The organism is Flavobacterium adiutor (genome assembly GCF_048282555.1).
Taxonomy (GTDB): Bacteria; Bacteroidota; Bacteroidia; order Flavobacteriales; family Flavobacteriaceae; genus Flavobacterium.
This window is the reverse complement of the sequence record NZ_CP182487.1, coordinates 1116397-1142009: the sequence shown is the minus strand read 5'-3', so window position 1 is coordinate 1142009 and position 25613 is coordinate 1116397. Positions and strand designations below refer to the sequence as shown.

At 34.2% G+C, this 25613-nt stretch carries 26 protein-coding genes; 12 read left to right on the top strand and 14 right to left on the bottom strand.

The window, feature by feature from the left end; all coding sequences use genetic code 11:
* Window positions 1-36: 36 nt before the first annotated feature.
* From ACNC7R_RS05020 to ACNC7R_RS05000, 5 genes are all read left to right on the top strand, one after another.
* Window positions 37-1101, top strand: a complete 1065-nt coding sequence (locus ACNC7R_RS05020; protein ID WP_417939875.1) for a type I restriction endonuclease — start codon at window positions 37-39, stop codon at window positions 1099-1101.
* 53 nt (window positions 1102-1154) lie between these two features.
* A complete protein-coding gene (locus ACNC7R_RS05015; protein ID WP_417939874.1) occupies window positions 1155-1388 on the top strand; it encodes a hypothetical protein in 234 nt (77 codons plus the stop codon).
* The gene (gene yidD, locus ACNC7R_RS05010; RefSeq protein WP_417939873.1) at window positions 1385-1666 is read left to right on the top strand and encodes a membrane protein insertion efficiency factor YidD; all 282 of its coding nucleotides are present in this window, start codon (window positions 1385-1387) and stop codon (window positions 1664-1666) included. Before ACNC7R_RS05015 ends, yidD begins: the two co-directional genes overlap by 4 nt.
* 108 nt (window positions 1667-1774) lie before the next feature.
* Window positions 1775-2185, top strand: a complete 411-nt coding sequence (locus ACNC7R_RS05005; protein WP_417939872.1) for a hypothetical protein — start codon at window positions 1775-1777, stop codon at window positions 2183-2185.
* A gap of 12 nt (window positions 2186-2197) precedes the next feature.
* Window positions 2198-2413, top strand: a complete 216-nt coding sequence (locus ACNC7R_RS05000) for a hypothetical protein (RefSeq protein WP_417939871.1) — start codon at window positions 2198-2200, stop codon at window positions 2411-2413.
* 51 nt (window positions 2414-2464) lie between these two features.
* Here the strand turns inward: ACNC7R_RS05000 and ACNC7R_RS04995 are convergent, their stop codons facing one another.
* From ACNC7R_RS04995 to ACNC7R_RS04965, 7 genes are all read right to left on the bottom strand, one after another.
* Window positions 2465-2875 carry a VOC family protein gene (locus tag ACNC7R_RS04995; RefSeq protein WP_417939870.1) on the bottom strand — a complete coding sequence of 137 codons (411 nt, stop codon included), beginning with the start codon at window positions 2873-2875 and terminating at the stop codon, window positions 2465-2467.
* Window positions 2876-3074: 199 nt separating this feature from the next.
* Window positions 3075-3488, bottom strand: a complete 414-nt coding sequence (locus ACNC7R_RS04990) for a lipocalin family protein (protein ID WP_417939869.1) — start codon at window positions 3486-3488, stop codon at window positions 3075-3077.
* 213 nt (window positions 3489-3701) lie between these two features.
* Window positions 3702-4172, bottom strand: a complete 471-nt coding sequence (locus ACNC7R_RS04985) for a hypothetical protein (RefSeq protein ID WP_417939868.1) — start codon at window positions 4170-4172, stop codon at window positions 3702-3704.
* Between the two features lie 205 nt (window positions 4173-4377).
* Complete coding sequence (locus ACNC7R_RS04980; protein ID WP_417939867.1) at window positions 4378-5817, bottom strand: TolC family protein; 1440 nt, start codon at window positions 5815-5817, stop codon at window positions 4378-4380.
* Window positions 5810-8977, bottom strand: coding sequence for an efflux RND transporter permease subunit (locus tag ACNC7R_RS04975; RefSeq protein ID WP_417939866.1), 3168 nt, complete (start codon window positions 8975-8977; stop codon window positions 5810-5812). Before ACNC7R_RS04975 ends, ACNC7R_RS04980 begins: the two co-directional genes overlap by 8 nt.
* An 89-nt stretch (window positions 8978-9066) precedes the next feature.
* Window positions 9067-10146 carry an efflux RND transporter periplasmic adaptor subunit gene (locus ACNC7R_RS04970; RefSeq protein WP_417939865.1) on the bottom strand — a complete coding sequence of 360 codons (1080 nt, stop codon included), beginning with the start codon at window positions 10144-10146 and terminating at the stop codon, window positions 9067-9069.
* Window positions 10147-10316: 170 nt separating this feature from the next.
* On the bottom strand, window positions 10317-10670 hold the full coding sequence (locus tag ACNC7R_RS04965; RefSeq protein ID WP_417939864.1) for a hypothetical protein: 354 nt from the start codon (window positions 10668-10670) through the stop codon (window positions 10317-10319).
* Between the two features lie 355 nt (window positions 10671-11025).
* Here ACNC7R_RS04965 and ACNC7R_RS04960 point away from each other — a divergent pair, with 355 nt between their 5' ends.
* The 7 genes from ACNC7R_RS04960 (at window position 11026) to ACNC7R_RS04930 (ending at window position 17483) form a co-directional block, all read left to right on the top strand.
* The gene (locus ACNC7R_RS04960) at window positions 11026-11526 is read left to right on the top strand and encodes a tetratricopeptide repeat protein (RefSeq protein ID WP_417939863.1); all 501 of its coding nucleotides are present in this window, start codon (window positions 11026-11028) and stop codon (window positions 11524-11526) included.
* Between the two features lie 189 nt (window positions 11527-11715).
* Window positions 11716-12615: a MerR family transcriptional regulator gene (locus ACNC7R_RS04955; protein ID WP_417939862.1), complete on the top strand. Its 900-nt coding sequence runs from the start codon at window positions 11716-11718 to the stop codon at window positions 12613-12615.
* 34 nt (window positions 12616-12649) lie between these two features.
* The gene (locus ACNC7R_RS04950; protein ID WP_417939861.1) at window positions 12650-14110 is read left to right on the top strand and encodes a phytoene desaturase family protein; all 1461 of its coding nucleotides are present in this window, start codon (window positions 12650-12652) and stop codon (window positions 14108-14110) included.
* Between the two features lie 10 nt (window positions 14111-14120).
* Entirely contained in the window at window positions 14121-14960 is an 840-nt protein-coding gene (locus tag ACNC7R_RS04945) for a phytoene/squalene synthase family protein (RefSeq protein WP_417939860.1), read from the top strand.
* Between the two features lie 14 nt (window positions 14961-14974).
* Window positions 14975-15415: a carotene hydroxylase gene (locus tag ACNC7R_RS04940; RefSeq protein WP_417939859.1), complete on the top strand. Its 441-nt coding sequence runs from the start codon at window positions 14975-14977 to the stop codon at window positions 15413-15415.
* 122 nt (window positions 15416-15537) lie between these two features.
* Window positions 15538-16005 (top strand): SRPBCC family protein, encoded by a 468-nt coding sequence (locus ACNC7R_RS04935; RefSeq protein WP_417939858.1) that lies wholly within the window; start codon window positions 15538-15540, stop codon window positions 16003-16005.
* Between the two features lie 182 nt (window positions 16006-16187).
* On the top strand, window positions 16188-17483 hold the full coding sequence (locus tag ACNC7R_RS04930; RefSeq protein WP_417939857.1) for a cryptochrome/photolyase family protein: 1296 nt from the start codon (window positions 16188-16190) through the stop codon (window positions 17481-17483).
* A gap of 73 nt (window positions 17484-17556) precedes the next feature.
* Here the strand turns inward: ACNC7R_RS04930 and ACNC7R_RS04925 are convergent, their stop codons facing one another.
* From ACNC7R_RS04925 to ACNC7R_RS04895, 7 genes are all read right to left on the bottom strand, one after another.
* Entirely contained in the window at window positions 17557-18075 is a 519-nt protein-coding gene (locus ACNC7R_RS04925; RefSeq protein WP_417939856.1) for a hypothetical protein, read from the bottom strand.
* Between the two features lie 599 nt (window positions 18076-18674).
* The gene (locus tag ACNC7R_RS04920; protein WP_417939855.1) at window positions 18675-20903 is read right to left on the bottom strand and encodes a hypothetical protein; all 2229 of its coding nucleotides are present in this window, start codon (window positions 20901-20903) and stop codon (window positions 18675-18677) included.
* A 334-nt stretch (window positions 20904-21237) separates the two neighbouring features.
* Window positions 21238-22656 carry an SDR family oxidoreductase gene (locus ACNC7R_RS04915; RefSeq protein ID WP_417939854.1) on the bottom strand — a complete coding sequence of 473 codons (1419 nt, stop codon included), beginning with the start codon at window positions 22654-22656 and terminating at the stop codon, window positions 21238-21240.
* Between the two features lie 6 nt (window positions 22657-22662).
* On the bottom strand, window positions 22663-23346 hold the full coding sequence (locus tag ACNC7R_RS04910) for an SDR family NAD(P)-dependent oxidoreductase (RefSeq protein WP_417939853.1): 684 nt from the start codon (window positions 23344-23346) through the stop codon (window positions 22663-22665).
* Window positions 23343-23609 carry a TIGR03643 family protein gene (locus tag ACNC7R_RS04905; RefSeq protein WP_417939852.1) on the bottom strand — a complete coding sequence of 89 codons (267 nt, stop codon included), beginning with the start codon at window positions 23607-23609 and terminating at the stop codon, window positions 23343-23345. Before ACNC7R_RS04905 ends, ACNC7R_RS04910 begins: the two co-directional genes overlap by 4 nt.
* Before the next feature lie 8 nt (window positions 23610-23617).
* A complete protein-coding gene (locus ACNC7R_RS04900; RefSeq protein ID WP_417939851.1) occupies window positions 23618-24925 on the bottom strand; it encodes an ABC1 kinase family protein in 1308 nt (435 codons plus the stop codon).
* Window positions 24922-25584: a TetR family transcriptional regulator C-terminal domain-containing protein gene (locus tag ACNC7R_RS04895; protein WP_417943142.1), complete on the bottom strand. Its 663-nt coding sequence runs from the start codon at window positions 25582-25584 to the stop codon at window positions 24922-24924. Before ACNC7R_RS04895 ends, ACNC7R_RS04900 begins: the two co-directional genes overlap by 4 nt.
* Window positions 25585-25613 lie beyond the last annotated feature (29 nt).

Below are 25613 nucleotides of genomic sequence, written 5' to 3'. Positions count from 1 at the left end.
TCTACATTTGAATAAATTAATTTAAACCAATAAAAAATGGAAATCAATATTCAACTAAAATCATTAGCCGATAAAATCAATCAGCTAAAAAACAAAATTGATACAGAAGAATCTACCAAACACGCTTTTGTTTTGCCTTTTATACACGTTCTAGGATATGATGCTTTTAATCCGCTTGAAGTGGTACCTGAATTTACAGCCGATCTTGGCTTGAAAAAAGGAGAAAAAGTAGATTATGCTATTTTCCAGAACGGAGAACCCATCATAATAGTAGAATGCAAAAGCTGGAAAGAAAAACTGACCATTCATAATTCGCAGTTGTTTCGTTATTTCCATGTTACCAAAACCAGATTCGCTCTTTTGACAAATGGAATTAATTACCAGTTTTTTACCGACTTAGATGCTCCGAATAAAATGGATGAAAAACCATTTCTGGAATTTGACGTTACGAATCTTAAAGAAAATACGATTAATGAGATTACCAAATTTCACAAGTCCAATTTCAATGTGGATAATATTGTCAGCAATGCCAGTTCTTTAAAATACATCAAGGAAATTAAAAAGCAGATCAATGCAGAACTCGAAAATCCATCGAATGATTTTACTAAACTTTTTGCCAGTAAAGTGTATTCTGGAAGATTAACTGAAAAAGTCGTGGACGAATTTAAAGATTTGGTTCAGAAATCGGTTAGTCAGTACATAAACGACCGGATTAATGATCGTCTCAACGCTGCACTAACAAAAGAAACAATTAAGCAGCAGGATGAAGAAATCGTAATTCCTGAAGAAGAAGGCAAAATAGTTACCACAGAGGAAGAACTGGAAGCGTACCGAATTGTTGTGGCGATTTTGAGAAGAAAAATTCCAATTAAGAGAATCGTTCACCGGGACACACAATCCTATTTCGGAATCCTTTTAGACGATAATAACCGAAAACCCCTGTGCAGGTTACATCTTAACGGTGGAAAAAAATACATCAGCCTTTTTAATGATAATAAAACCGAGTCAAAAACAGCCATTTTATCTATCGATGACATTTACCTTTTTGAAAAAGAATTGCTTGATACTGTGGAGATTTATGATGGCCAGGTTCAAGTGTAAAACATTTATTTTAGGAAATTCAAATCAAATATTTAATCTAATAAATCAAAAAAGTGGAATATAAAGTAGTACCGTTTGCCGCCTCAATTGACCCAAAAAAAGGAACCACAAATGATGTTGCGAAACAACTGGAAAGTTTGATAAAAAATTTTACAAATAATGGATGGGAATATGTACGTTTAGAAAGTGTATCAACATTTGTACATCCAGAATCAGGGTGTTTTGGAATTGGAGCTCAGCCAGGTTTCACAACAAATAATCAAATGGTTGTTTTTCAGAAAAAATGAAATATCTAATACTGTTCGTAATTCAAATATACTGGAAATTCATACCTGCTTCTAAAAGAAAAAAATGCATTTTCAAAAAATCCTGCTCAAATTATGTTTTTGAAACCACTCAAAAAGAAGGTTTTATAAGCGGTTTAAAAGCATTCCTGTTTCGATTCCAAAATTGCAGAGCAGGTTTTCAGGTCTTTAAAAATCCAATAAATGACAGAATACAAATAATTCTTCCCTCTCAAATTATAGTTGAAAGTGAAGAAATGGCAGAAAGATTTATTTATTAGGCTTTAAAAAAATAGTACTATTAAAATCAAGTATAAATACTGATTTTACAATAGCAGAATTGTATTTAGATTCATCCCCACATTGACCAGCTTTAAACCAAATCGCCTATGAAAAAAAACTACTCCATCCTGTCTTTACTATTTTTTATATTTTCCTGCAAAAAAACTGATGCTCCGCCTCTACCACAAATCAACTCTTTTTATAAAGAAGTTACCTCAGCAGATGACCGTAAAACCATTACACCAGAAGAAGCCAAAACGTATCATGTGGACAAAACGTATCAATACGAATACAGAACCGGATATTCAGGACATTATGAGTATAATTATGATGTAAAAGGAATCAATAATAAAGGCGATTCTGTTTTCGGAAATATAAACGTCGAAGGAAAATACGGTGCCGGAATTTTAATGAACGATAGCATTGGCGATATTGAAATTAATACTGAATGGATTTCTTTTGGGAAACTAAAAGCTTTTGATAAAAAAAGAAACGAATATTATTTAATGGTCAAATAAATAACACTATACATGAAATATAATCTATTATTAATTCTCATGGTTGTTTTGCTTTCTTCTTTTCAGCCTGTAGAGAACAGTGTTTTTATATGCGGCCCAAGAGGTGCAAAAAAATATCACTATTCTGAAAATTGCCGCGGACTTACTGCCTGCAGACACGAAATTATAAAAACTTCGCTGAAACAGGCTCAGGGCTATGGACTCACACTTTGTGGTTGGGAAGATTGAAAAAGAATAACCTCTCTGAATATATCTGAGAGGTTTATAACCAATAGAATACTAAGCTGGTTCCCAAAGTTCAATTTTATTTCCTTCAGCATCCATAATATGCACAAATTTCCCGTAATCGTAAGTTGCAATATCATCTAGTATAGTTACTCCGTTTTCTGTGAGTTGCGCTACTAAACCCTCAATATTCTGAACGCGATAATTAATCATAAAATCTTTTTTCGACGGAGAAAAATAGTCATCTCCTTTTTTGAAAGGACTCCATTGGAGCGAATTTATTTCTTCTGGTTTGTTGAGGTCTCTGGATTCAAAACTAGAAGTACCCCAGTCACTGATTTCAAAACCTAAATTTTTAGCATACCAGTCTTTGGTTTTCTGCGGATCATCTGAAAAGAAAAAAATCCCGCCAATTCCTGTAACCTTGGGTATTAAACTATCTGCATTATTTTTTTGATCTTCCATATTTATTGTTTTGAGTTAGTCAAAATCATCAACTAATATAATCAAAATCAATTGTGTGTTATTTTATTTATAAACAAAATTCCATTTGAACTGTTTCATTTTATTTTCGCCTTATAAATAAAAAAAACGGAAATAACATCTGTCAGTTATTGCCGTTTTTGGTACTAATTCAAATAAATATTGTTGACTTAAGACATCACTATCTTTTATAAACTGTAATAACACCGGTTGTTTTGTCTTTTAATTTCAACTCTTTATTAGTAAGATTCATAATATCAGAAGTTGTACTTATATTACCAAAAGTAAGTGTCAAATCATTATGTGATCTTACATAAGTTCCTGTTGTTTCTGTTTTGTTACAATTATCATTATAATCCCCCATAACTGCAGCATTACTCAATCTTAGTTCTAAATAATCTTTTTCTGTAGCACAATCTTGCTCAACATCAATTAAAACCTCTTTCCCATCGACTATTCCTCCAGTTTGGCTTAATTCGTATTTCCCCTGAATTGGCACTATTGTTTCTCCGTCATTGTCTTCATTGCTGCAAGATGTTGTTACGAATAATCCAAAACTTAAGGCTAATACATATAAAAAATTTCTATTTTTCATGTTTTTTGATTTTAAAAATTATAATTTGATTTTATTTTACGAATTTACATTCGGTACAATTGAAATCTGTTTCATAATTTTCAAAATGATTTACATAATTGATTTTTGAATGATAAAAAAATGCTTTTAGGTGAGTTATAGTGAGAATTAAATAAAAAAACTAAAATCTGGAGACTGACCGAAAAGTAAGGACAGCCCCCAATCTGGTGTATCCTATGATATTTCAAAGATTTTCTGAAAGTTTTTCTCAAATTTTTTCTTCCTATAATTCATCCTTAAATTTGAAATTATTCCTATAATAATTAAGAAAGAATTAAAAAGTATACAAACTATTATTGGTGGTCTATGAATAATAAATATGATGTTTATTATAAAAAAAATAATAAAAGGAAAATAACGAATCCAATAATATCCAAAACTAATTGGAGTAATTTGATACGTAACTTCTGTTTGGTTTGTACTCTTGTATCTAATTTCTCCCTTTAAAATAAACGGAATTGGATATAATATTGCATTTGAGGTTATTTTAAAATCATTTTGATTTAATCTGCCAAAAAACAGTTTATTTTTTTCACCAACCATATTAAAAGCATGAAATGGAGTACCGCTAATTTTTGGGTTACCTAATTTAGTATTTAGTTCCAATCTCTTTCGGAATTCATCAATGCCAATTTGTGATATCATTTTATTTATTTTTCAGCGTGGTTGCAAAATTGCAAATAAACATTAATACCAGAAATAAAAATATACTTGAATTTATCTCTGCTAATATAACAATCTTATTATTACAAAAGAATTTCAACCACCAAATGATCGACAAAAAAACCTCCCGAAAATGCTAACTTTTCCGGGAGGTTCAATCCTACAACTATTAATAAAAAAAATGATATTATTTCCAGCCGCCTCCTAAGTCTCTGTAGACATAGACTGCTGCGTTGAGCTGTTCTTTTTTGGTGTCTATCAATTCTAATTTTGATTCTAAAGCGTCACGCTGTGTCATCAAAACTTCGAAATAATCTACTCTTGCCGATTTAAACAAATCATTCGAAACCTCAATCGATTTATTTAAGGCATCCACCTGCTGTGATTTTAAATCGTAGCTTTTTTGTAAATTATCAATTTTAGAAAGCTGATTCGAAACTTCCAGATAGGCATTCAAAATGGTACGGTCGTAGTTGTACAACGCCTGAAGCTGTCTGGCATTGGCACTTGAGAACTCAGCTTTAATAGCATTTCTGTTAATCAGCGGTGCTGCAAGATCTCCTGCCAGCGAGTACAAAATAGATTCCGGAAACGTGAACAAATAAGACGGTTTAAAAGCCTGTACGCCAAAAGCTGCCGAAATATCCAATGAAGGATAAAACTCGGCACGGGCTACTTTTACATCCAATTTGGCTGCCACCAGTTCTAATTCGGCTTGTTTCACATCGGGACGGTTCATCAATAACTGAGACGGAATTCCGGATTTTACTTCTGCAGGCAATAACGTTAAAAAGTTAGTATTGGTTCTCTTTACTTCCTGCGGATATCTTCCTAATAAGAAATTGATTTTATTCTCATTTTCTTTAATTTTCTGAAGAATATCAAACTCTAAACTTTTAGAAGTCAACACCTCAGCCTGAAACTTCTGCACGCCAAGTTCTGTAGCTCTGGCAGCTTGCTTTTGAATTTTTACAATTTCTAAAGCATTGGTTTGCAATTCAATAGTTTGTTTTACAATATCCAGCTGACTGTCTAAAGCTAATAATTCGTAATAGGAATCGGCAATCTCAGCAATCAGGTTGGTAATCACAAAGTTTTTGCCTTCTACAGTTGCCAGATAACGGTTCAATGCTGCTTTTTTAGAATTGCGCAGTTTTTTCCAGATATCTACTTCCCAGTTGGCATAGGCTGCAATGGTAAAATCTCCTAAAGGATCTGGCATTTCTACACCTGGTTTAATTTCAGTAGTAGCATCACCCGCACCCTGACTGGTGTAGCGCCCTACTTTTTCTACTCCTGCACCTGCTCGTACACCTACAGATGGCAGTAAAAGTCCCTTTTTAACACGGATATCATTTTTTGCAATTTCGATTTCCTGCAAAGTAATGTTTAGTTCCTGATTGTTTTTTAAGGCTGCATCAATTAGGTCAATCAGATTTTGGTCCTTAAAAAATGTCCTCCACTTCATAGAACCAGTATTGACTGTATCCAGATTTTTGACTGCTCCAAAAGATTCCGGAACAGGGGCACTTGCCGTTGCGGTCTCGGCTACAGGGGCTTTACAGCCCACTACAGCAAGACAAAGACCTAATGCAATACTATATTGATATGCTTTGAATTTATACATGATTGTTGTCAATTTCTTCAGTTAATGGATTTTCTTCTTCATGTTTTACCAGTTTATGTTTCTCGGCAATTTTAGCAAAGATGTAATACAAGCCCGGAATTACGAATACTCCGCAAATAGTTCCGATTAACATCCCTCCTGCTGCTGCTGTACCAATAGTTCGGTTACCAATTTTTCCCGGACCAGTGGCAAAAACAAGCGGTATTAATCCGGCAATAAATGCGAATGAAGTCATCAAAATAGGACGGAACCTTGCTTTTGCACCTTCCATAGCCGCCTCTAAAACCGTTTTGCCTGCAGCATGTCTCTGGATCGCAAACTCTACAATCAATACGGCATTTTTACCTAATAATCCGATAAGCATTACCATGGCTACCTGCGCATAAATGTTGTTTTCCAATCCTGCAATCTGCAATAAAAGGAAAGCACCAAAAATACCGGCAGGAAGAGAAAGAATTACAGATAATGGCAAAATAAAACTTTCGTACTGAGCTGCCAGAACCAGATATACGAATCCTAAACAAATTAAAAATACCCAGATTGCCTGATTGCCCTGTGCTACCTCATCGGCAGAGATTCCAGCCCAGTCAATATCATATCCTCTTGGTAATTTTTTCGCAGCCACTTCCTGAATCACTTTAATAGCGGTACCAGAACTGTAACCCGCAGCCGGAGAACCGCTAATCTGCGTAGAAGTGTACATATTATGACGTGTAATCTCTGAAAGTCCATAAACTTTCTCCAATCTCATAAAAGCAGAATACGGCACCATCTCATCACGATTGTTTTTCACATACAACTTCAAAATATCATCTGGCTGTGCACGATATTCCGGTGAAGCCTGAACGATTACTTTATAGTTAATTCCAAATTTGATAAAACTGATTTCATAATTACTCCCCACAAGAGTTGACAGGGAATTCATGGCATTTTCGATTGAAACCCCTTTCTGCTGCGCCAGATCATTATCTACTTTCATCATAAATTGTGGGAAACTCGCACTGTAAAAACTAAATACATTAGATAATTCAGGCTGCTTGTTTAATTCAGCTACAAAATCGTTGTTTACTTGCTCCATTTTCTTGTAATCTCCTGAACCTGTTTTATCTAACAAACGAAGCTCAAATCCTCCTGCTGCTCCATAACCAGGTACGGCTGGCGGTTGGAAAAACTCAATATTAGCTCCTGCGATATCTTTGCATTCTTCCTCCATTTCATGCATAATCTCCACAACAGATTCTTTTCTTTCACTCCAGTCTTTTAAATTCACCAAACAAGTCCCTGAGTTTGCTCCTGTACCTTCTGAGAGGATTTCATAACCTGCTAATGAAGAAACTGATTTCACTCCATCAATATGCTCTGCAATTTTTTGAACTCTCTCTGCAATATTGTTGGTTCTTTCTAGTGAAGATCCTGGTGGTGTCTGGATAACCGCATAAAACATTCCCTGATCCTCATTTGGAATAAATCCAGAAGGTACATTACTGCTTATTAGCCATGTTCCGGCACAAAATCCTAAAAGCGCCACAATAGTAACCACTCTTCTGTTGACAATTTTACGTAATAAATTCTGGTACTTGCCCTGCGCCAGATTAAATTTGTTATTGAATCCATCGATAAACCGATCAGCAAGAGTTTTTTTCTTAGGTTTACCATGATTGTTTTTTAACATCATTGCGCACAAAGCCGGAGTCAGTGTCAATGCTACAATACCTGACAGGATAATTGCCGTTGCCATGGTAACCGAAAATTGTCTGTAAAATACTCCAACAGGGCCTGACATAAACGCTACCGGAATAAATACTGCCGCCATAAGAAAAGTAATTGCAATGATTGCCCCCGCAATTTCATGCATCGCTTTTTTAGTAGCCTTAAATGGCGACAGATGTTCCTCTTCCATCTTCGCATGAACGGCTTCGATAACCACAATCGCATCATCGACGACGACTCCAATTGCTAATACCAAAGCGAATAACGTAATTAAGTTCAGCGAAATATCAAAAAATGTCATAAACACAAAGGTTCCTACCAGCGATACCGGAACCGCAATGGCCGGAATAACCGTTGAACGCCAGTCTCCAAGGAAAAGGAAAACGACCAAACCTACCAGTATAAAAGCTTCAACCAGCGTGTGAATTACCTTTTCAATAGAAGCGTCAAGGAATTTAGAAACGTCATACGAAATTTCATAATCCATTCCTTTTGGAAATCTTTGCTTGATTTTTTCCAGTTTTGCTTTTACTTCTTCAATAACCTGATTGGCATTACTTCCAAAAGATTGTTTTAATACAATTGCTGCTGAAGGTCTTCCGTTCAAATTCGAATAAATATCATACATTGAGCTTCCAAACTCTACTCTAGCAATATCTTTTAAACGTAAAAGTTCTCCGTTTGGATTTGATTTTACGACAATATTCTCATATTGTTCTTTTGTAGTAAAACGCCCAGAATATTTCAACACATATTCAAATGCCTGAGAGCGTTTTCCTGAACTTTCCCCTGTTTTACCCGGAGAGGCCTCCAGACTCTGGCTGGATAAAGCTTCCATCACCTCATCGGCAGAAATTTTATAAGCCAGCATACGATCCGGTTTCAGCCAGATACGCATGGCATATTCACGTGTCCCTAAGATATCTCCTGAACCAATACCGTTCACCCTTTTTAATTCTGAAAGTACGTTAATATCGGCATAGTTGTATAAGAACTTCATGTCGGTATTTGGGTCTGTACTATAAAGGTTCACGTACATCAGCATACTTGGTACCTCTCTGGTAATTTTGATACCTTCACGAATTACCAAAGGAGGAAGTTTATTGGTAACAGAAGCCACACGGTTCTGAACGTTAATCGCAGCCTGGTTAGGATCTGTACCTAAGTTAAAAACTACTTTTATTGTTGCTTCACCATCGTTTCCGGCATCTGAAGACATATACTTCATTCCAGGAACTCCGTTTAAGGCTCTTTCCAAAGGAATTACAACCGCCTTAACCATTAATTCTCCATTAGATCCCGGATAATCTGCAGTAACATTCACCATTGGAGGTGAAATGGTAGGGAATTGAGTAATAGGCAAACTCAATACCGACAATACCCCTAAAAAGACAATTATCAACGATATTACTATCGAAAGAACAGGTCTTTGAATAAATTTATTAAACATTTTTGTATTTTTTAATGATTAAACTTACTGAAGTTTAAAGCTGTTTCAGGTTTCAGATTCAGCCTTCAGTTGAAACTAGTAAAACAAACCTATTCAGCTTTTAAACGTAAATGATTCATAACCTCTTTAGGAGATTGGTAATCAAACTTAATTTTGTCGTTCTCTTTTACTTTCTGTATCCCTTCAAGTAAGATTCTGTCCTGTTCTGTAATACCGCTTTTAATCACATATAAATCCGGAATTTCCCCTGTAATTGTAATTTCTCTCGAAGTTACTTTGTCATTTTTATCAACTACAAAAACATATTTTTTATCCTGAATTTCGTAAGTCGCTTTTTGTGGAATCACAATAGCATTTTTCAACGGAACCAGCATCTGAACTTTTCCGGTTTCTCCGTTTCTAAGTAATTTTGAATTGTTGGCGAATCTTGCTCTAAAAGCAATATTTCCGGTTTCGTTATCAAATTCGCTTTCGATAACCTCCACATTTCCTTTGTATTTAAAAGGCTCTCCGTTGGCCAATAGCAGACCAACTTTTGTTTCTGCACGGTCTTTTACATCTGTTTGATATTGCAGATATTCCGGCTCAGAGACATTAAAATAAGCAAACATCTGAGAGTTGTCTGAAAGGCTGGTTAACAACTCGCCTTCATCAATAAGACTTCCTAATTTTAACGGAATACGGTCAATAGTTCCGTCAAAAGGTGCTCTGATTTCGGTAAATGACAAATGAAGTTTAGCCAGTGCCACCTCTGCTTTTGCCGACTGCAGTTTTGCCTGGGCAACACTTAGTTCATTTTTAGAAACAATATTTTTATCTGCCAGGGTCTTTGCGTTTAAAACTTCAATTTCTGCAGATTTTTGTTCTGACTGGGCTTTTAGCAATTCAGCCTGATACATGTTGGGCATGATTTTGAATAATAACTGACCTGCTTTTACAAATTGCCCTTCATCCACATAAATATTTTGTAAAAAACCTTTCTCCTGGGCGCGGATTTCGATGTTTCGTACAGAACGAATCTGCGAAACATACTCTTTGGTAAACGAAGTGTCAATTTTTACAGGATTGGTTACTGTAAATTTTTCTGCTTCCTCTTTTTCTTCTTTTTTAGATGTACAACTGGTTAGGCACACTAAGGCAATTAAGCCTGTGAAAATAATTCTTTTCATGATTTAAGTATGGAAATTAAGCGATTGAATGCTTGGAATAAAAGACTCCTTTAGAGATAAAAAGCATCAGTAACCATAGTTAGAACAGAACTGTCCCATGTGAAGAAGTAAAAATATACATCACGAGATATGAATGCTCATAACTCAGGCAACCGATGTATAAGTATTGATCAGATTCTTAGAACGCGCTGCGTAATGTAAATAGGATTGGAATAGCCACAGAATGGCACAAAGAATTTGAAATAACGGTGATAATTTAAAGCAATCTGATCTGAGAACGTCAGATACCAATTATCAAGCAGACTATAATTTGGGGCAAAAATTTTTCCTCCTAAATCATTTTTAAGAGTATCGTCACCTAAAAATTCCTCATCCAGATCAACATCTGCTTCTTCAATGATAGAAGTTCCCTGTTCATGGGTGATATATTTTACGCGGTGTTTATGCCCATAATTTTGTGCTGAAGAATTTTGATATGTACCAGCATTGATATATTGCCCTCCGCCAAGCAGAAGGAAATTCATGAATACCAGAAATATAATTATTCTTCTCATATTGGTTGCGAAAGTAAGCAAAGAATTGAAACAAAAAAATAAATTTTAATAAGGTTTAACAACTATAAACAAACTAAAACGTTTTCTTTCGTTCATCAAAAATGTAATAATTCATTTTTTGGATTTAATTTGTAAAGAATAGAAGACTTTTTTTATTTAAACAAATATCTTTCTGTTTTTTTTAACAACTGGTTATCATTTAAATAACGCACAAAAACAAATTTATTTCTTCATTTGAGTCTATTTTTAGGCAAAAGAAATTCTCTTACAAATAAATATTTCTATATTCGTTTAACAAATATCAATTAACCCCAAATTAGTTTTTATGAAACACGTATTACTTACTTTATTTTTTATGGCGACCTGTTCAGTATGGTCGCAATCAGCAACTGCTTATTTCGACAAAGCGATGAAGAAAGCCGAAGCCGGTAACACAAAAGGCGCAATTGCAGACTACACTAAGGCAATCAGTATGAACTCAAAATTTGTAGAAGCCTATCAAAACAGAGGTGTCGCAAAATTCAAGCTAAACGACTTACAGGGAGCTTTGGCTGATTTTAACAAAACCATTGAGTTAGACAACATGAATGCTGATGCTTTTACCGGCAGAGCTAATGTCAATTACAAAATGCTGAATTATGCTGATGTTATAAAGGATTGCTCTTATTCTATTATGCTAAATCCTAAAGATTATGTAGCCTATAACCTTAGAGCTTTGGCTTATAACAAATCCGGGGACAAGAAAAATTGCTGTAAAGACTTCTCCAAAGCAATAGAACTAGGCAGCCAGAGCGCTATTAAAAACAGGGCTACTTTCTGTAAATAAAAAATATTATAACAAATCACACTAAAGCAATCTGTAGATGTACTTTTACAGATTGCTTTTTTACATAAACTCAAAATCTTTACTGCCCGAAAATTACCTTTTAACCTGGCGTTCTAAATCTGTCATTTTAATCATGTTCTAAATATAATCTCAGATTTTATTTTATTTTTGTCTATCCAACAACAAAAAATGGCAAACAATATAAAAACCGTTTTCAGCATAAAAGATCTGGAAAACTTATCCGGCATTAAAGCACATACTATTCGCATATGGGAAAAAAGATATAACATTCTAGAACCAATGCGAACGGATACCAATATAAGACTTTATAATCTGGTCAGTTTGCAAAAGCTGCTCAACATTACACTGCTACATGATTACGGTTACAAAATATCTAAAATAGCCACATTTCCTGAAGAAAAAATTCCGCAGCTAGTTCGAGAAATTATTTCCGTGAAAAATTCGCAAAACTATGCCATCAATTCTTTTAAAATGGCCATGATGAATTTTGATCAGGAACTTTTTTTTAACACCTTTGACTGGCTTATTTCTGAAAAATCATTCCAGCAGGTTTTTAAAGAGCATTTTCTCCCCCTATTGAAAGAATTAGGACTTTTATGGCAATCACAAACCATCAGTCCGGCAAATGAACATTTCATGAGCCATCTGATCAAGCAAAAAATATTAATTTACACTGAAGGGCTTCAAATTCTGAAACCTACCAGAACAGACAAAGTATTTGTACTTTCATTACCATTAAATGAAATTCATCAGATTGGATTAATGTACCTTCAATACGAGATTTTACTTAAAGGTTATAAAAGTATTTATCTGGGCGAAAGTATGCCAATAGAAAATCTGGAGGACCTTACTAAGCATTTCAACACCATCACATTTGTAACTTTTATGACGGTGCAGCCTGATCGCAGTATTGTGAATCAATATGTAAAAATAATGGAACAAAAATTACTTTTAAAAAGTAATGAGATTTGGCTGTTAGGTAAAATGACAGAACATATTGATCGAAAAAAACTTTCTGAAAGAACTTTTGTTTTTGACAGCATGGAAGAAACACTTCAAAAAATATAAATTTGTTTAAAGTTTTTGTACATTTGTTAAACAAATGAAAAGAAACATCTCTATAATAGGGTCCGGGTTCTCTGCCTTAGCTGCTTCCTGCTATCTGGCAAAACAAGGCCATACAGTAACAATTTACGAAAAAAATGATTCAATTGGCGGCAGGGCACGACAATTTAAAAGCAGCGGTTTCACCTTTGATATGGGACCAAGCTGGTATTGGATGCCGGATGTTTTTGAACGTTTCTTTCAGGATTTCGATAAAAAACAATCAGATTATTATGAGCTTATCAAGTTAAATCCGGCATACCGGGTTTATTTTGGAACTGATGATTTTATCAATATTTATGATAATCTTGAAGCGATAAAATCTACTTTCGAATCTATCGAAAAAGGAAGCGGTGAAAAGCTGCAAACTTTCATCAGTAATGCTAAAAGCAATTACGATATTGCCATAAAAGATCTGGTATATCGCCCCGGGGTTTCTGCTTTGGAATTAATAACGCCCAAAACTATTTTAAAACTTAATCAGTTCCTTAGCAATGTCAGCTCTGATATCCGGAAAGAATTCAAAAATGAGAGATTAATCCAGATTCTGGAATTCCCGGTTTTGTTTCTGGGTGCGAAACCTTCCAAAACTCCTTCATTCTACAATTTCATGAATTATGCCGATTTTGGCTTAGGCACCTGGCATCCCAAAACCGGAATGTTTGATGTGGTTCGCGGAATCGAAAAACTGGCTTTAGAATTAGGGGTGAAAATCAAAACCAATTCTGCAATTGAAAAAATAATTATTGAAAACAAAACCGCAACCGGAATTGTAATTAACGGAAAAACAATCCCGTCGGACATTATTTTAAGCGGTGCCGATTACCAGCATACCGAAACTTTACTCGAAAAACAACATCGCGCTTATTCTGACAACTATTGGGAGAGCCGTGTCTTTGCACCTTCTTCCCTCCTGTTCTTTATCGGTTTTGATAAAAAAATAGAAAACATAACGCATCATGCCTTATTCTTTGATGTCGATTTCAATCAGCATGCCGCAGATATTTATGATGCCCCTAAATGGCCTGATGCGCCATTGTTTTATGCTAATTTTCCATCAAAAACAGATCCGACAGCAGCACCAGAAGGAATGGAAACTGGCTTTTTTTTAATCCCGTTAGCACCGGGAATAAATGATAGTGAAGCACTTAGGGAAAAATATTTTGAAAAAATTATCTCTCGTTTTGAGCAAATTACACAACAAAAATTAAAAAATAATATTATATTTAAGAAATCATTCTGTAAAAACGATTTTGTAGCGGATTACAATGCATACAAAGGAAATGCCTATGGAATGGCAAATACCTTATTACAAACCGCTTTTTTAAGGCCAAAGCTAAAAAGCAAAAAAGTACGTAACTTATTTTTCACAGGACAATTAACAGTTCCTGGCCCAGGGGTTCCGCCTGCTTTAATTTCAGGAAAACTGGTTGCTGAGTTAATTCAAAAATCACTTTAGATCTTATAAAATGAAATCATTGTTCGACACCGTTTCTTTCAAATGCAGTAAGCTGGTTACCAAAAACTACAGCACTTCTTTTTCGCTTGCCGTACACATGCTGGCACCAAGCATTCGCGATGCCATTTACAGCATTTACGGATTTGTACGTTTTGCTGACGAAATTGTAGATTCTTTTCATGACTATGAGAAAGAATACCTTATTGACGATTTCGAAAAAGAATATTACAAAGCAAAACAATTAGGAATTAGCCTCAATCCTATTCTTAATTCTTTTCAGCATACTGTCAAAGAATATAACATCACAGACGATCTGGTTCAGGCATTTTTAAAAAGCATGAAACTTGACCTCATCAAATCAAACTACAACACCCAGACCGAATATGAAGATTATATTTACGGTTCAGCAGATGTTGTGGGCTTAATGTGTCTGAAAGTTTTCGTGAAGGGAAACAATCAAAAATATGAGGAGCTCAAAAATCAAGCGATGCGATTAGGATCAGCTTTTCAAAAAGTGAATTTTCTAAGGGATTTAAAAGATGACAATCTTGTTTTGAACCGAAATTATTTTCCGGGAGTTAATCTGAATTCATTCGATGAAAATGCAAAAACAGCCATCATCAATGAAATTGAAGAAGATTTCAAAGTCGCCTATCAGGGAATCATAAAACTACCCATTGAAGCTAAATTTGGGGTTTACACCGCTTTTGTCTATTATAAAAAACTACTAAAAAAGCTTAAAAAGACACCCTGCTCCGAAATTGGAAATTCAAGAATCCGTGTTTCAAATTACACTAAAGCAGGCCTTTTGGCTCAGTCTTTCGTAACTTACAAATTAAAATTAGTCTAAAAAATAAAATAAAAATGATTTCTTTTTTAATCTTTTTAGGGGTTTTTCTGTTTATGGAATGCGTTACCTGGCTCACGCACAAATACATTATGCATGGGCTGATGTGGTATTTCCATGCAGATCATCACCAGCCTAAATACGAACATACTTTTGAGCGGAACGATATTTTCTTTGTTATTTTCGCCGTTCCGAGTATTGTGCTGTTTTACTTTGGAGTCCAAGGTGGTTTCAATTATTTATTTTTTATAGCCTGTGGCATTACAACCTATGGTATCTGTTATTTTTTGATTCACGATGTATTAATCCACCAGCGTTTTAAATGGTTCAAAAACACCAAAAACAGATATCTTGTTGGCCTCCGAAAAGCACATAAAATTCACCATAAACATTTAGGAAAAGAACACGGGGAATGTTTCGGAATGTTATTCGTGCCTTTCAAGTATTATAAAATGTAAAATGATTTGGGCGTTCCCCAGGGGTCGGGTTTTCCGTTCCCGCTTCCCGATAAAAAATCGGGAGAGCTCCACTGCAACCCCTAACGCATTCGTAAATCAAGAACTTTCTCAAATGCAAGTCTATGAAAATATATAAAATAGAAACCGTTCAGCATCTTAACGCTACTATTGAAGAATGCTGGGACTTTTTCTCAAGCCCCGAAAACCTTCAAACCATCACACCCAATGACATGAACTTCGAAATTCAGGATTTTGACGGAAAGCGCATGTATCCTGGACAAATCATAACCTATACTTTAAAACCTTTGTTCGGAATTAAAATCAATTGGGTAACCATTATTACCGTTTCTCAGGAAAACCAATATTTCATAGATGAACAGCGTTTTGGACCTTATGCTTTATGGCACCACAAACACTTTTTTGAACCGGCAGAAAATGGCGGAACCAAAATGACAGACATTGTACATTATGCTATTCCTTTGGGGTTTCTGGGACGAATAATGAATACGTTGGTCGTAAATAAAAAAATCAAAGGCATCTTTGATTTTCGTCGTACCAAAATCGATGAATTATTCAATTCGAAAGTGTAATTACAGATTTTAAGTTTAAACACTTAGAAACATAGAATCTACTTCTGGTTAGAGGCGCTTCACCTGTATAAAAAACACATAGCTATGTGTTGAGAAATATGTTTCTCTTTTTATACACTTTTCCATAAAATTAAAATCTATGTCCCTATGTGGTAAAAAAATATTCATTGAAAACTTATACAATGCCAAAACAAAAAGTTACCTTTTTCTGGTTCAGACGTGATTTGCGTTTAGAAGACAATACTGGTTTGTTTCACGCCTTGCAATCTGATTCCCCTGTGATTCCGCTTTTCATTTTTGACGATGCAATTCTGGATAATCTCCCAAAAAATGATGCGAGAGTCAGTTTTATTTATGATTCACTTGAAAAAATAAATCAGGAACTTAAAACAATTGATTCTTCACTTCTAATCAGAAAAGGAAAAACATTTGAAGTATGGAATTCGCTTATTGCCGAATTTGACATTCAAAATGTTTTTTTTAATAAAGATTATGAACCGTATGCTATCAAACGGGATTTGACCATTGGCGAATTATTAAAACAAAATAACATCGAAGCCTTTTCTTTCAAAGACCATGTTATTTTTGAAGAAAAAGAAATCACAAAAACGGACGGACTTCCTTACACGGTTTACACGCCATACAAAAACAAATGGCTGGAGAAATATCAGCTTTGCGGGCAAGCACCTGAATATGACACCAAACCATTATGGAGCAACTTTGCAAAAACACAATTTCCTTTTCCTGAATTATCTAAAATTGGTTTTGAAAGAAGTACCATAAAAGTTCAGCCACACAACTTAGCCCAGATTGGAAATTATAAAGAAACACGTGATTTTCCGGCTTTAGACAGTACCTCTTATCTTTCACCACATCTGCGTTTTGGAACGGTAAGCATCCGTAAATTAGTGAACTGGGCGAATCGTAAAAATCAGACTTTTTTAAGCGAACTGATCTGGAGGGAATTCTTTATTCAGATTCTGTTTAGCTTTCCGAAATGTGTCCGTCATAATTTCAAGCCGGCTTATGATGGAATCCAATGGCGTAACAACGAAGACGATTTCAAACGTTGGTGTTCCGGAACTACCGGATATCCGATGGTTGATGCCGGAATGAGACAGCTCAATGAAACCGGCTACATGCACAACCGTGTTCGCATGGTGGTAGCGAGTTTTTTATGCAAGCATTTACTCATTAACTGGCAATGGGGAGAAGCGTATTTTGCAGAGAAATTATTAGATTTTGAATTAGCTTCCAACGTAGGCAACTGGCAATGGGCTGCCGGAACGGGCTGTGATGCTGCTCCGTATTTCAGGGTTTTTAATCCGGAAATCCAGCAAAAGAAATTCGACGAAAAAGGAACCTACATCCGCAAATGGATTCCTGAATTTGATTTGGGTTACAATGAACCTATGATTGATCATGCCTTTGCGAGGGATCGTGCGATTGCTGCTTATAAGGCTGGGATTATTAAGTAGATGACTTCGTCCGTTCGCCAAGGCTCGGGTGTTCGTGCTACCCACGCAACGAAACTCTTGCTGTTAGCTGTTGTTATTTTCTTTTTCGCATCTTATAGTTTAAGTTTTGGTTTCTAAAAAATGTTTCCAATTTTCGCCAATCTTCATAAGTTACTAAAAAATCGTCTTTATTTATTTTCAGCTCTTTACTATATGAATAATGGTCGCATCCAAAACATAAATCTATATATAACCATTTTTTTTCTTTATAAAGAAATATGGTATGATGTGGCTCAAAACAATAATTACCGTCGTATACTAAACTGTCTTTTTTTTGGTTTGAAATAATATTAATTAATTCGTTCTTTAATTTCAAATCTAAATAAATTTGTTTTTTTATTATTTTCTTATTAGGCTTTTCATTTTTTAATAGAGGTCTAAATTTGGTTTTTCTTTCTCCTGTCTTTTTGATAAACAACTCAAAATCCTCGTGACTAGTTAGTAAAATTTTTTTAGCATTTTTCATTGAAGTTATTAAACTATCATTTGCAATTTGAGAAAAACTAAAGAGAGAATTTAAGAATAGAACAAGTATAATTATTTTTTTTATCATATTCTTTAGACAAAGATTTTATAACAACAGTTAACGTTCTGGTACTACAGCGGGCTTGAGACTAAATTAAGCCCATTCTTCGGATTTACCATTTCGGGGTTAGCGAAAGTCGAAGCAAATCATACCAAATACAAAACCAACTTTAAATTAAACCTAATGTCCAAATTGCTTGTAGCATGTATTGAACTAAACCTTCGGTAGCACTTACCGTGATTTTATACCTTACGAATATAATTAAAATCTGTAAGATATGACTACAAAAAAAAGAATGTTGAAAAATTAAGAGAAAACAAAATCCTCAACGAGGCTAAGCGGGAAGTTCCGGGTTTTGAGAAACTCATCAATCGTTTTGAGCGTACGGTTTTGGTTTTAGGCAGTAGTCAAAGTTCTTTTAAATATGATGATCAAAATTGAGGAAAACACTTAAAAACCAATCTTAAAAACCACTTCAAAAAAAATAGGCGCAATAGCCTCTTGAAATTCTTCTGACTCCTTTATCGAAAACCCCATAGTAGCGGAATCTCAGCGGTTTCGTTCAACACGGGCTTCATTGTTCGTGCTTCGCACGCAACGAATCCCTTGCTGTTAGCGGAAGGCTTTTATATTGGTTTTAACTCATCAAGATCATTCACAATTCCTTTTTCTTCAAATGGACTCGTTAAACTTAACATTGTTATTTTTCGGTCCTTTCTCCATTTTATAAGGAATATAAAAGAGATTAGAATTAATGCCTTTAGTTCTTTATCATCATCTGTAATATATTCTTTTTTTAATGCTGAATTTTCAGGTAAGTTTATATCTATAACATTTGAATATAATTTATATTCATCATCAAGTAAATTAAGTTTGAATTTTTCTATTTCTTTTTCAGGTAAGTCTTTGGATTCAAATTTAGGAAGATACTCTTTGTCAAGTATAAAAAAGATATCATTTAAGTGGGGATTTGTCGATGGGATTTCCACAATAATATCCTCATATTTTGACTTTTTAAGTAATTGTCTAGAATCGAAATTAGGTCTAATTAGAATAATTATTTTATTATCTGAATTTTTAATAATCCTATCTAAACCATCTATTAATTGTTTTCTTTCAATAAGGTATCTATTGGTTTTTGCTAGTAAAAATGTATTTGGCAGGAAATAATTAATCTTATTTTTAGCTATATGTTGTGAATAAATAGAATCGAAATTAATATTTGGAATATCATTTTCAGTAAATGATGATTTTGAAGAAATTATTAGTTCACCATTTATTGAAGATATAATATTGTTATCAACGTTAAGGAAATCTGACTCATTTTCAATTACCTTGTAGGTTTTGAATGCTTTGGTGATATTTTCTTTAGTTGTATTTGTAAATAGTTCAATTTTATCTTCAGATAAATTTGCTTTTAACTTTTCTAAATCAATTTTATTCTTGATATTAGCTTCTAATTCATTAAAAGTCTCAATTATTTCTGCATCATTTATAGTAAAATCTAAAATGTTTAATAAGTCAACATTTGAAATAATTTTCTCTATACAATTTCTAAAATATGGTAATCTTTCATTGTATGAATATAGCTCTTGTAAATCATCAGTTAAATTATGAAATATTTTAAAATTTTGATATATAAAAATAGTTTGTTGTGTAAACTGCCTAACGAATAATAGTGAAATGTATAAGCAAATATTATGGTTTATATCTCTACTTATTCCTAAATTATCAATCTCTGGGAAATAATATTTATAGTCAATTGGTTCATCAAAATTTTTAAATTCATTACTGAAATGATCAAACCAATAAAAAATATCATCCATTGTTTGGGGCAATAAAGGATACGTTGGTGGTTGTGACTGAGAAAACGTTAAGATATATTTTAAAGAAGTAAAATTATTTTGATAATATAATAAGCCTCCTAAAGCAAAATTTAATTCTAGAAAACGTTTTCTTTCTTTATCTACTTTTTGTATTTCTTCTTGATTTATGATTTCTCTTATATTATATTCTGGAATTATTCTTGAAAGACTATAATTGAAATATTGTGAAGCCGAATGCCAATAATTTGAAATTAATTCTTTATTCTTGCTAGAATCAACTATGTTTCTCCAAATCCAATTATAGGTAATTTTAGAAATTTTGTTATACCCAGAGCTTTCTCCTAATAACCAAGTTCCTGAGGTAGCTTTATGCTCAATTGCTTTCAGTTTTTTATTTTTATTTTCAATTGAGGTAGTAATTATCTCATTAGTAATATTATATAAATCATTTGGATAAATTGGACCCTCTTCTTGATTAAAATTTTCTTTATAACTAATAAATAAGCTTGAGTAAAAATCTAGCAATGATGCTTGTAAATGTATGTCTTGATTTTCTATTGCATAAATTGTAAATTCATTTATGGTTTTTAAGACATATGTTTTAGATTGATTTTCCTCTTTTAGATTTTCATATTTGTTAATTAGATATTTCAATAATTCAGATGCTTTTCCTTGATAAAGCATTATTTTATTTAGCCAGTAAAAAAAAGAAAAAGTTAAAAAAGCAGTTAATAAAAATATTATAATATCTGCGGAGTTTTTTATAAAAATATTTTCTTTAAAATAGTCAATAGGTTGAAATGAAAAAATTTTAAAGATAAAACTGGATATAGTTAATATTAAAACTAGTTGAAAGATTGAATTTTTTTTAAATATTTTATTTTGAGGAAATTCAGAATCAAATATATTTGGCAAGTATTCAGACTTATATTTCGTTCCAATGTTCGAGATTTTATCTACTAAAATAGGATAAGCTATACCTAAAACTGCAATATCAATTGCAACACAAATTTCAATTATATAATTCATTTACTTTTATTTTTTCCTGCATTATTCTCAGCTTTCCGCTAACTTATATATATGTATGACAACATACAAAGCCACCATATTTTGGGTAGATCTATCTGACAACTACATAAAATAGTTATTTACGAATGTATAAATAAATATTTACAAATTATGAGATATAATTCTATTGGATGTACTCTGTAATAAAAAAACCTCTTGTAAAAACTAATGCCCTAGCCCAGATGGAAACAACATCCTTTTGTGCGGTCCCGATAACTATACGGAGCAAACAAAAGATAGAGTGTACAGCTGACACGAGCGATAGCGAACTGACGAAGTAAATTAGCTCCTGAAACTACTTAATCAATTTATTGAGCATTCCGTTGAAGATAAAGCCGTGAAAAGGCAGTACGGAATACCAATATAATTTTCCTAAGAAGCCGTTTGGTTTAAATGTTGCAGCCTGATATAAGGTATTGTGAATAATTTTGAATTCGAGCCAGGCCTCTCCAGGCAGTTTCATTTCGGCGTACAAAATCAGTTTTCCTTCTTTTTTATTGGCATAGAGTACACGCCAAAAATCGAGTGCATCGCCGGCATAAAGAGTATGTTTATTGGTTCTTCCGCGACGGGAGCCTACACCACCAAACAGTTTATCGATAAAACCTCTCAAACTCCAGAGCCAATCGCCATAATACCAGCCGGTTTCGCCTCCTATGGACCAGATTTTATTAATGGTATAATCACGATCCACAATTTCTTTTTTTCGCCGGTCAATGTAACAGTCTTTTTTAGGTACTTTTATATGTGAAGAAAGACTTTGGCTAAACCTTCCGCTGATGAGGGAATCTTTCCAGCTTGATACGACTTTGTCTTCATCTACTTTCAACAAGGCTCTCGAAAGTGCTTCTTTATAACTGATGGGCTGAACATCTAAAAGTTCATTGATACGATGATCGCTGCAAATGACCTCAACTTTCATACTGCTTACCAAAGCTGTTGCCAATTTATAAGAGGTCGAGGTTACAAAATAGAGCCAGTACGATGACAATTTAGGTGTCATTACGGGAATGGTAAAAATATATCTTTTTAGTTTTTTTGCTTCGGCGAAAGCCAGTAACATTTCTTTGTAGGTTAGAATATCAGGACCTCCAATATCGAAACTCTGGTTGTAAGTAACCGGGTTTAAAAGTGATTTTGAAAGAAATTCCAATACATCACTGATGGCGATAGGCTGGCATTTTGTATTGAGCCATTTGGGCGTAATCATGACAGGAAGTTTGTTAACCAGATCACGGATAATTTCGAAAGAAGCACTTCCTGAACCTACTATAATTCCTGCTCTTAAAGTAGTCAACGGAACTTTTGATTTTGCTAAAATACTTTCGACATTTTTTCGCGAAGAAAGATGTTTTGAGAGCGATTTATCATTTACGATTCCGCTTAAATATAAGATTTGCTGTGCGTGGGTTTGATTGATTCTTTCTGAAAAATTAGTTGCCGAAATACTTTCTAATTCATCATAATTGGTATCCGAACCGGACATGGAATGGATGAGATAGAATGCGGCATCAATATCTGCCGGGATATTTATTAAAGTTTCCTTATCTAAAAAATCAACTTCAATAACCTGTATTTTTTTTCTGAAATCTTCCGGAACATAAAATCTGTTTTTATCTCTTACACAGCAAACTACTTCGTTACCTTGTGCAGCCAAAATAGGCAAAATGCGTTTGCCTATATAACCTGTAGCGCCTGTTAAGAGGATTTTCATGATCGCTTAGATTTTAAAAGTCACGAGACCATAATCCATTTCAAAAACCTGACCTGAAATAGAATTTGCTTTTTCTGAAATCAGGAAATCGACCATGTTCGCTACTTCATCAGGTTTTAAATAACTTTTCATGGGATGGCGTTCGACCATATTTTCTTTCATACGATCATTTCTAAGAATAGATGCTGAAAGTGAAGTTTCGGTGATTGTGGGTGCTATTGCATTGACGCGTATTGTGGGAGCCAGTTCAGCTCCTAGTGATTTTACCAAACCTTCAACACCCGCTTTTGCAGTTGCAATACTGGCATGAAAAGGCATTCCTAATTTAGCCGCAACGGTGCTGAACAAAACAATGGAAGGCTGCTTGCCTTTTTTTAAAACAGGCAGGTATTTCTGAATTACTTTTACAGCACCAATGACATTGATTTCAAAGTCATTTCTGAAATCATCAACACTCAAACCCGAAATAGGTTTTAAATTAATCGATCCCGGACAATAAATCAAGGTGTCAATATTTTCGATATCAGGAAGTTCATCCTGCAAAACATCTAAACTAAAATGAGTCAGGTTATCATTGGTCAAACTTGGTGCTGTCCTACTGATATTAAAAACGTTATTATGCTCTAACTGCTCCTTCAAAACAGCATTTCCAATACCTTTACTCCCTCCGATAATTAGAATATTTCTCATCTTTTTGAAATTTTATTATGACTTATATTTCTTTGTCTGGAACATTTAAAACGACCTTCTCTAAAGTTTCGCAATTTTTCATGCTTGGTTTTTCGCCCCTGAACACGTTCTCGCCACATTTTAAAACTTGAAGCTTTCATTTCGATTCGCATTAAATGAATAACTTCCTGTTCCTTTAAACCAAATTGCATAAAGATGGCCTCAAAAGTAGTTCTGTCTTCCCAGGCCATTTCTATGATCCTGTCTTTTTCCAGATCTGTCATTTCTTCTATCAATTATATTTTTGAAATTGGTTAACGACAATTTTCGCTTTCAGATCAAACATTAAATTATACAAACCAAAGAACGTACGGTTCATGTAAATAAAGTGTTTGGAGCCACGATTACCGTTCATTTTTTTCAGGTTGGTATCTTCTGAGAAACGTTTTCCTAATTCGGCAATAGCGTTGAAGAATTCCTCATTAGAAAAATCGAAAGTTTCATTTTGAAATGGTTTGGTAAACAGTGACAACAAATCATGAAACATGGCTGTAAAATAGTCAACCTCAGCAGGTGAATCATCTGTGCGAAGGATTTCTAATTCGAATAATTTATCGTTGAAAAGTTTTTTATCGGTAATGACATTTTTATTGATCAATTCGAAATACGGAATATAAAAGTCATTTGGAATTTGTTTCATACAGCCAAAATCCAAGGCAATCAGTCGGTTTTGATCATCAACCAAAAAGTTTCCGGGATGTGGATCAGCGTGTACTTTTCGCAAAACATGGATTTGGTACATGTAGAAATCCCAAAGCGCCTGACCTATTTTATCTCCGGTCTGCCGATCAAAATCTTTAGCCGTAAACTCCGAAAGGTGGATTCCGGTCATCCAGTCCATCGTAATGATTTTTTCTGATGAAAATTCCGGATAGTAATTCGGGAAAAGAATGTTTTCAATTTTACTACAGGCTTTTACAACTTCTTCACTTTGCTTTAATTCCAGCAAATAATTGGTTTCTTCGATGAGTTTGTCTTCAACTTCCTTAAAATACTTATCTGAATCTTTTCCCTGCAAATTAAACATTCGGATAGCAATTGGTTTTACCAAAGCTAAATCAGACGAAATACTGTTGGCAACACCCGGATACTGAATTTTTACTGCCAGTTTCTTTCCGTCTTTTTTAGCCATATGCACCTGACCTATACTGGCAGCGTTAACCGAATTAGCATTGAATTCATCAAAAATTTCATAAGGCGTTTTGCCAAAATTGTTTTTGAAAGTCTTTAAAACCAAAGGAGCTGAAAGTGGCGGAACAGAAAACTGTGACAGCGAAAATTTCTCAACATATGCCTGAGGCAGAAAGTTTTTGTCCATGCTCAGCATCTGGGCAACTTTAAGAGCGCTTCCTTTTAGGCTTTTTAGTCCGTCATAAATATCTTCGGCATTATTTTCATTGAGTTTATCGCGGGTCAAATCGGGATTGACTATTTTTTCGGCATAATGTTTAACGTAGTTTACGCCAATTTTCGCTCCTGTCTGCACCAGTTTTCCCGCTCTTTCTATTTTTGACGTCGGTATATAATCGATTGTTTTCATGGTTTACTGTATATTTTTTCTTTGAATAGAAATTTTCCTAAATCTATCAGGTGGTTCATTGGTGTCACATTCATTAACTCAAAAGAAGCATTAACGGATTTTTCGATAAAAACATCTGTTTTTTCAAAAGCCGCAGATTCATCATCTTTCCAGAATTTTATCGTCAGCATCAATTGAAGCCAGGCACTTTCCTGAATAGCTTTTTCCTGAAACTGCTGCAGTTTTTCAACTTCAAGCCGGTAATCATCCGTCAGGATTTCAGCAACATATTTTTTAAAACTGTCCCTGAGCGAAGTAAGCTGCGTTAAGTTTTTCAATGGATTTCTGTCGATTTTCAGTGATTGCAGTACATAACTTCTGTTGGCAGTCAGGATTTCGAAAAACGTGAAATAAAAACTCAGCATTTTGTTTTTCATATCATATTGCGGATATTCCTCGTGTTGCTGCAATAATTTGACGGTATTCTCAAAAAACAATCTGAAAATTTCTTTTTCCAAACCTTCCAGCGTTCCAAAAAAAGTATAAAATTCAGCCTCCGTAAAATCTTTATCTTTAACAAAATGGTAAACGGATTTTGGTTTTTCGCCTTTTTCCAGCACGTGATTCATGTATGTTGAAACAATATCTTCTTTACTGATTACCTTCTTTTTAGGAGCCATTTCTTTTAAATTTAGAATTTGCATTAAAG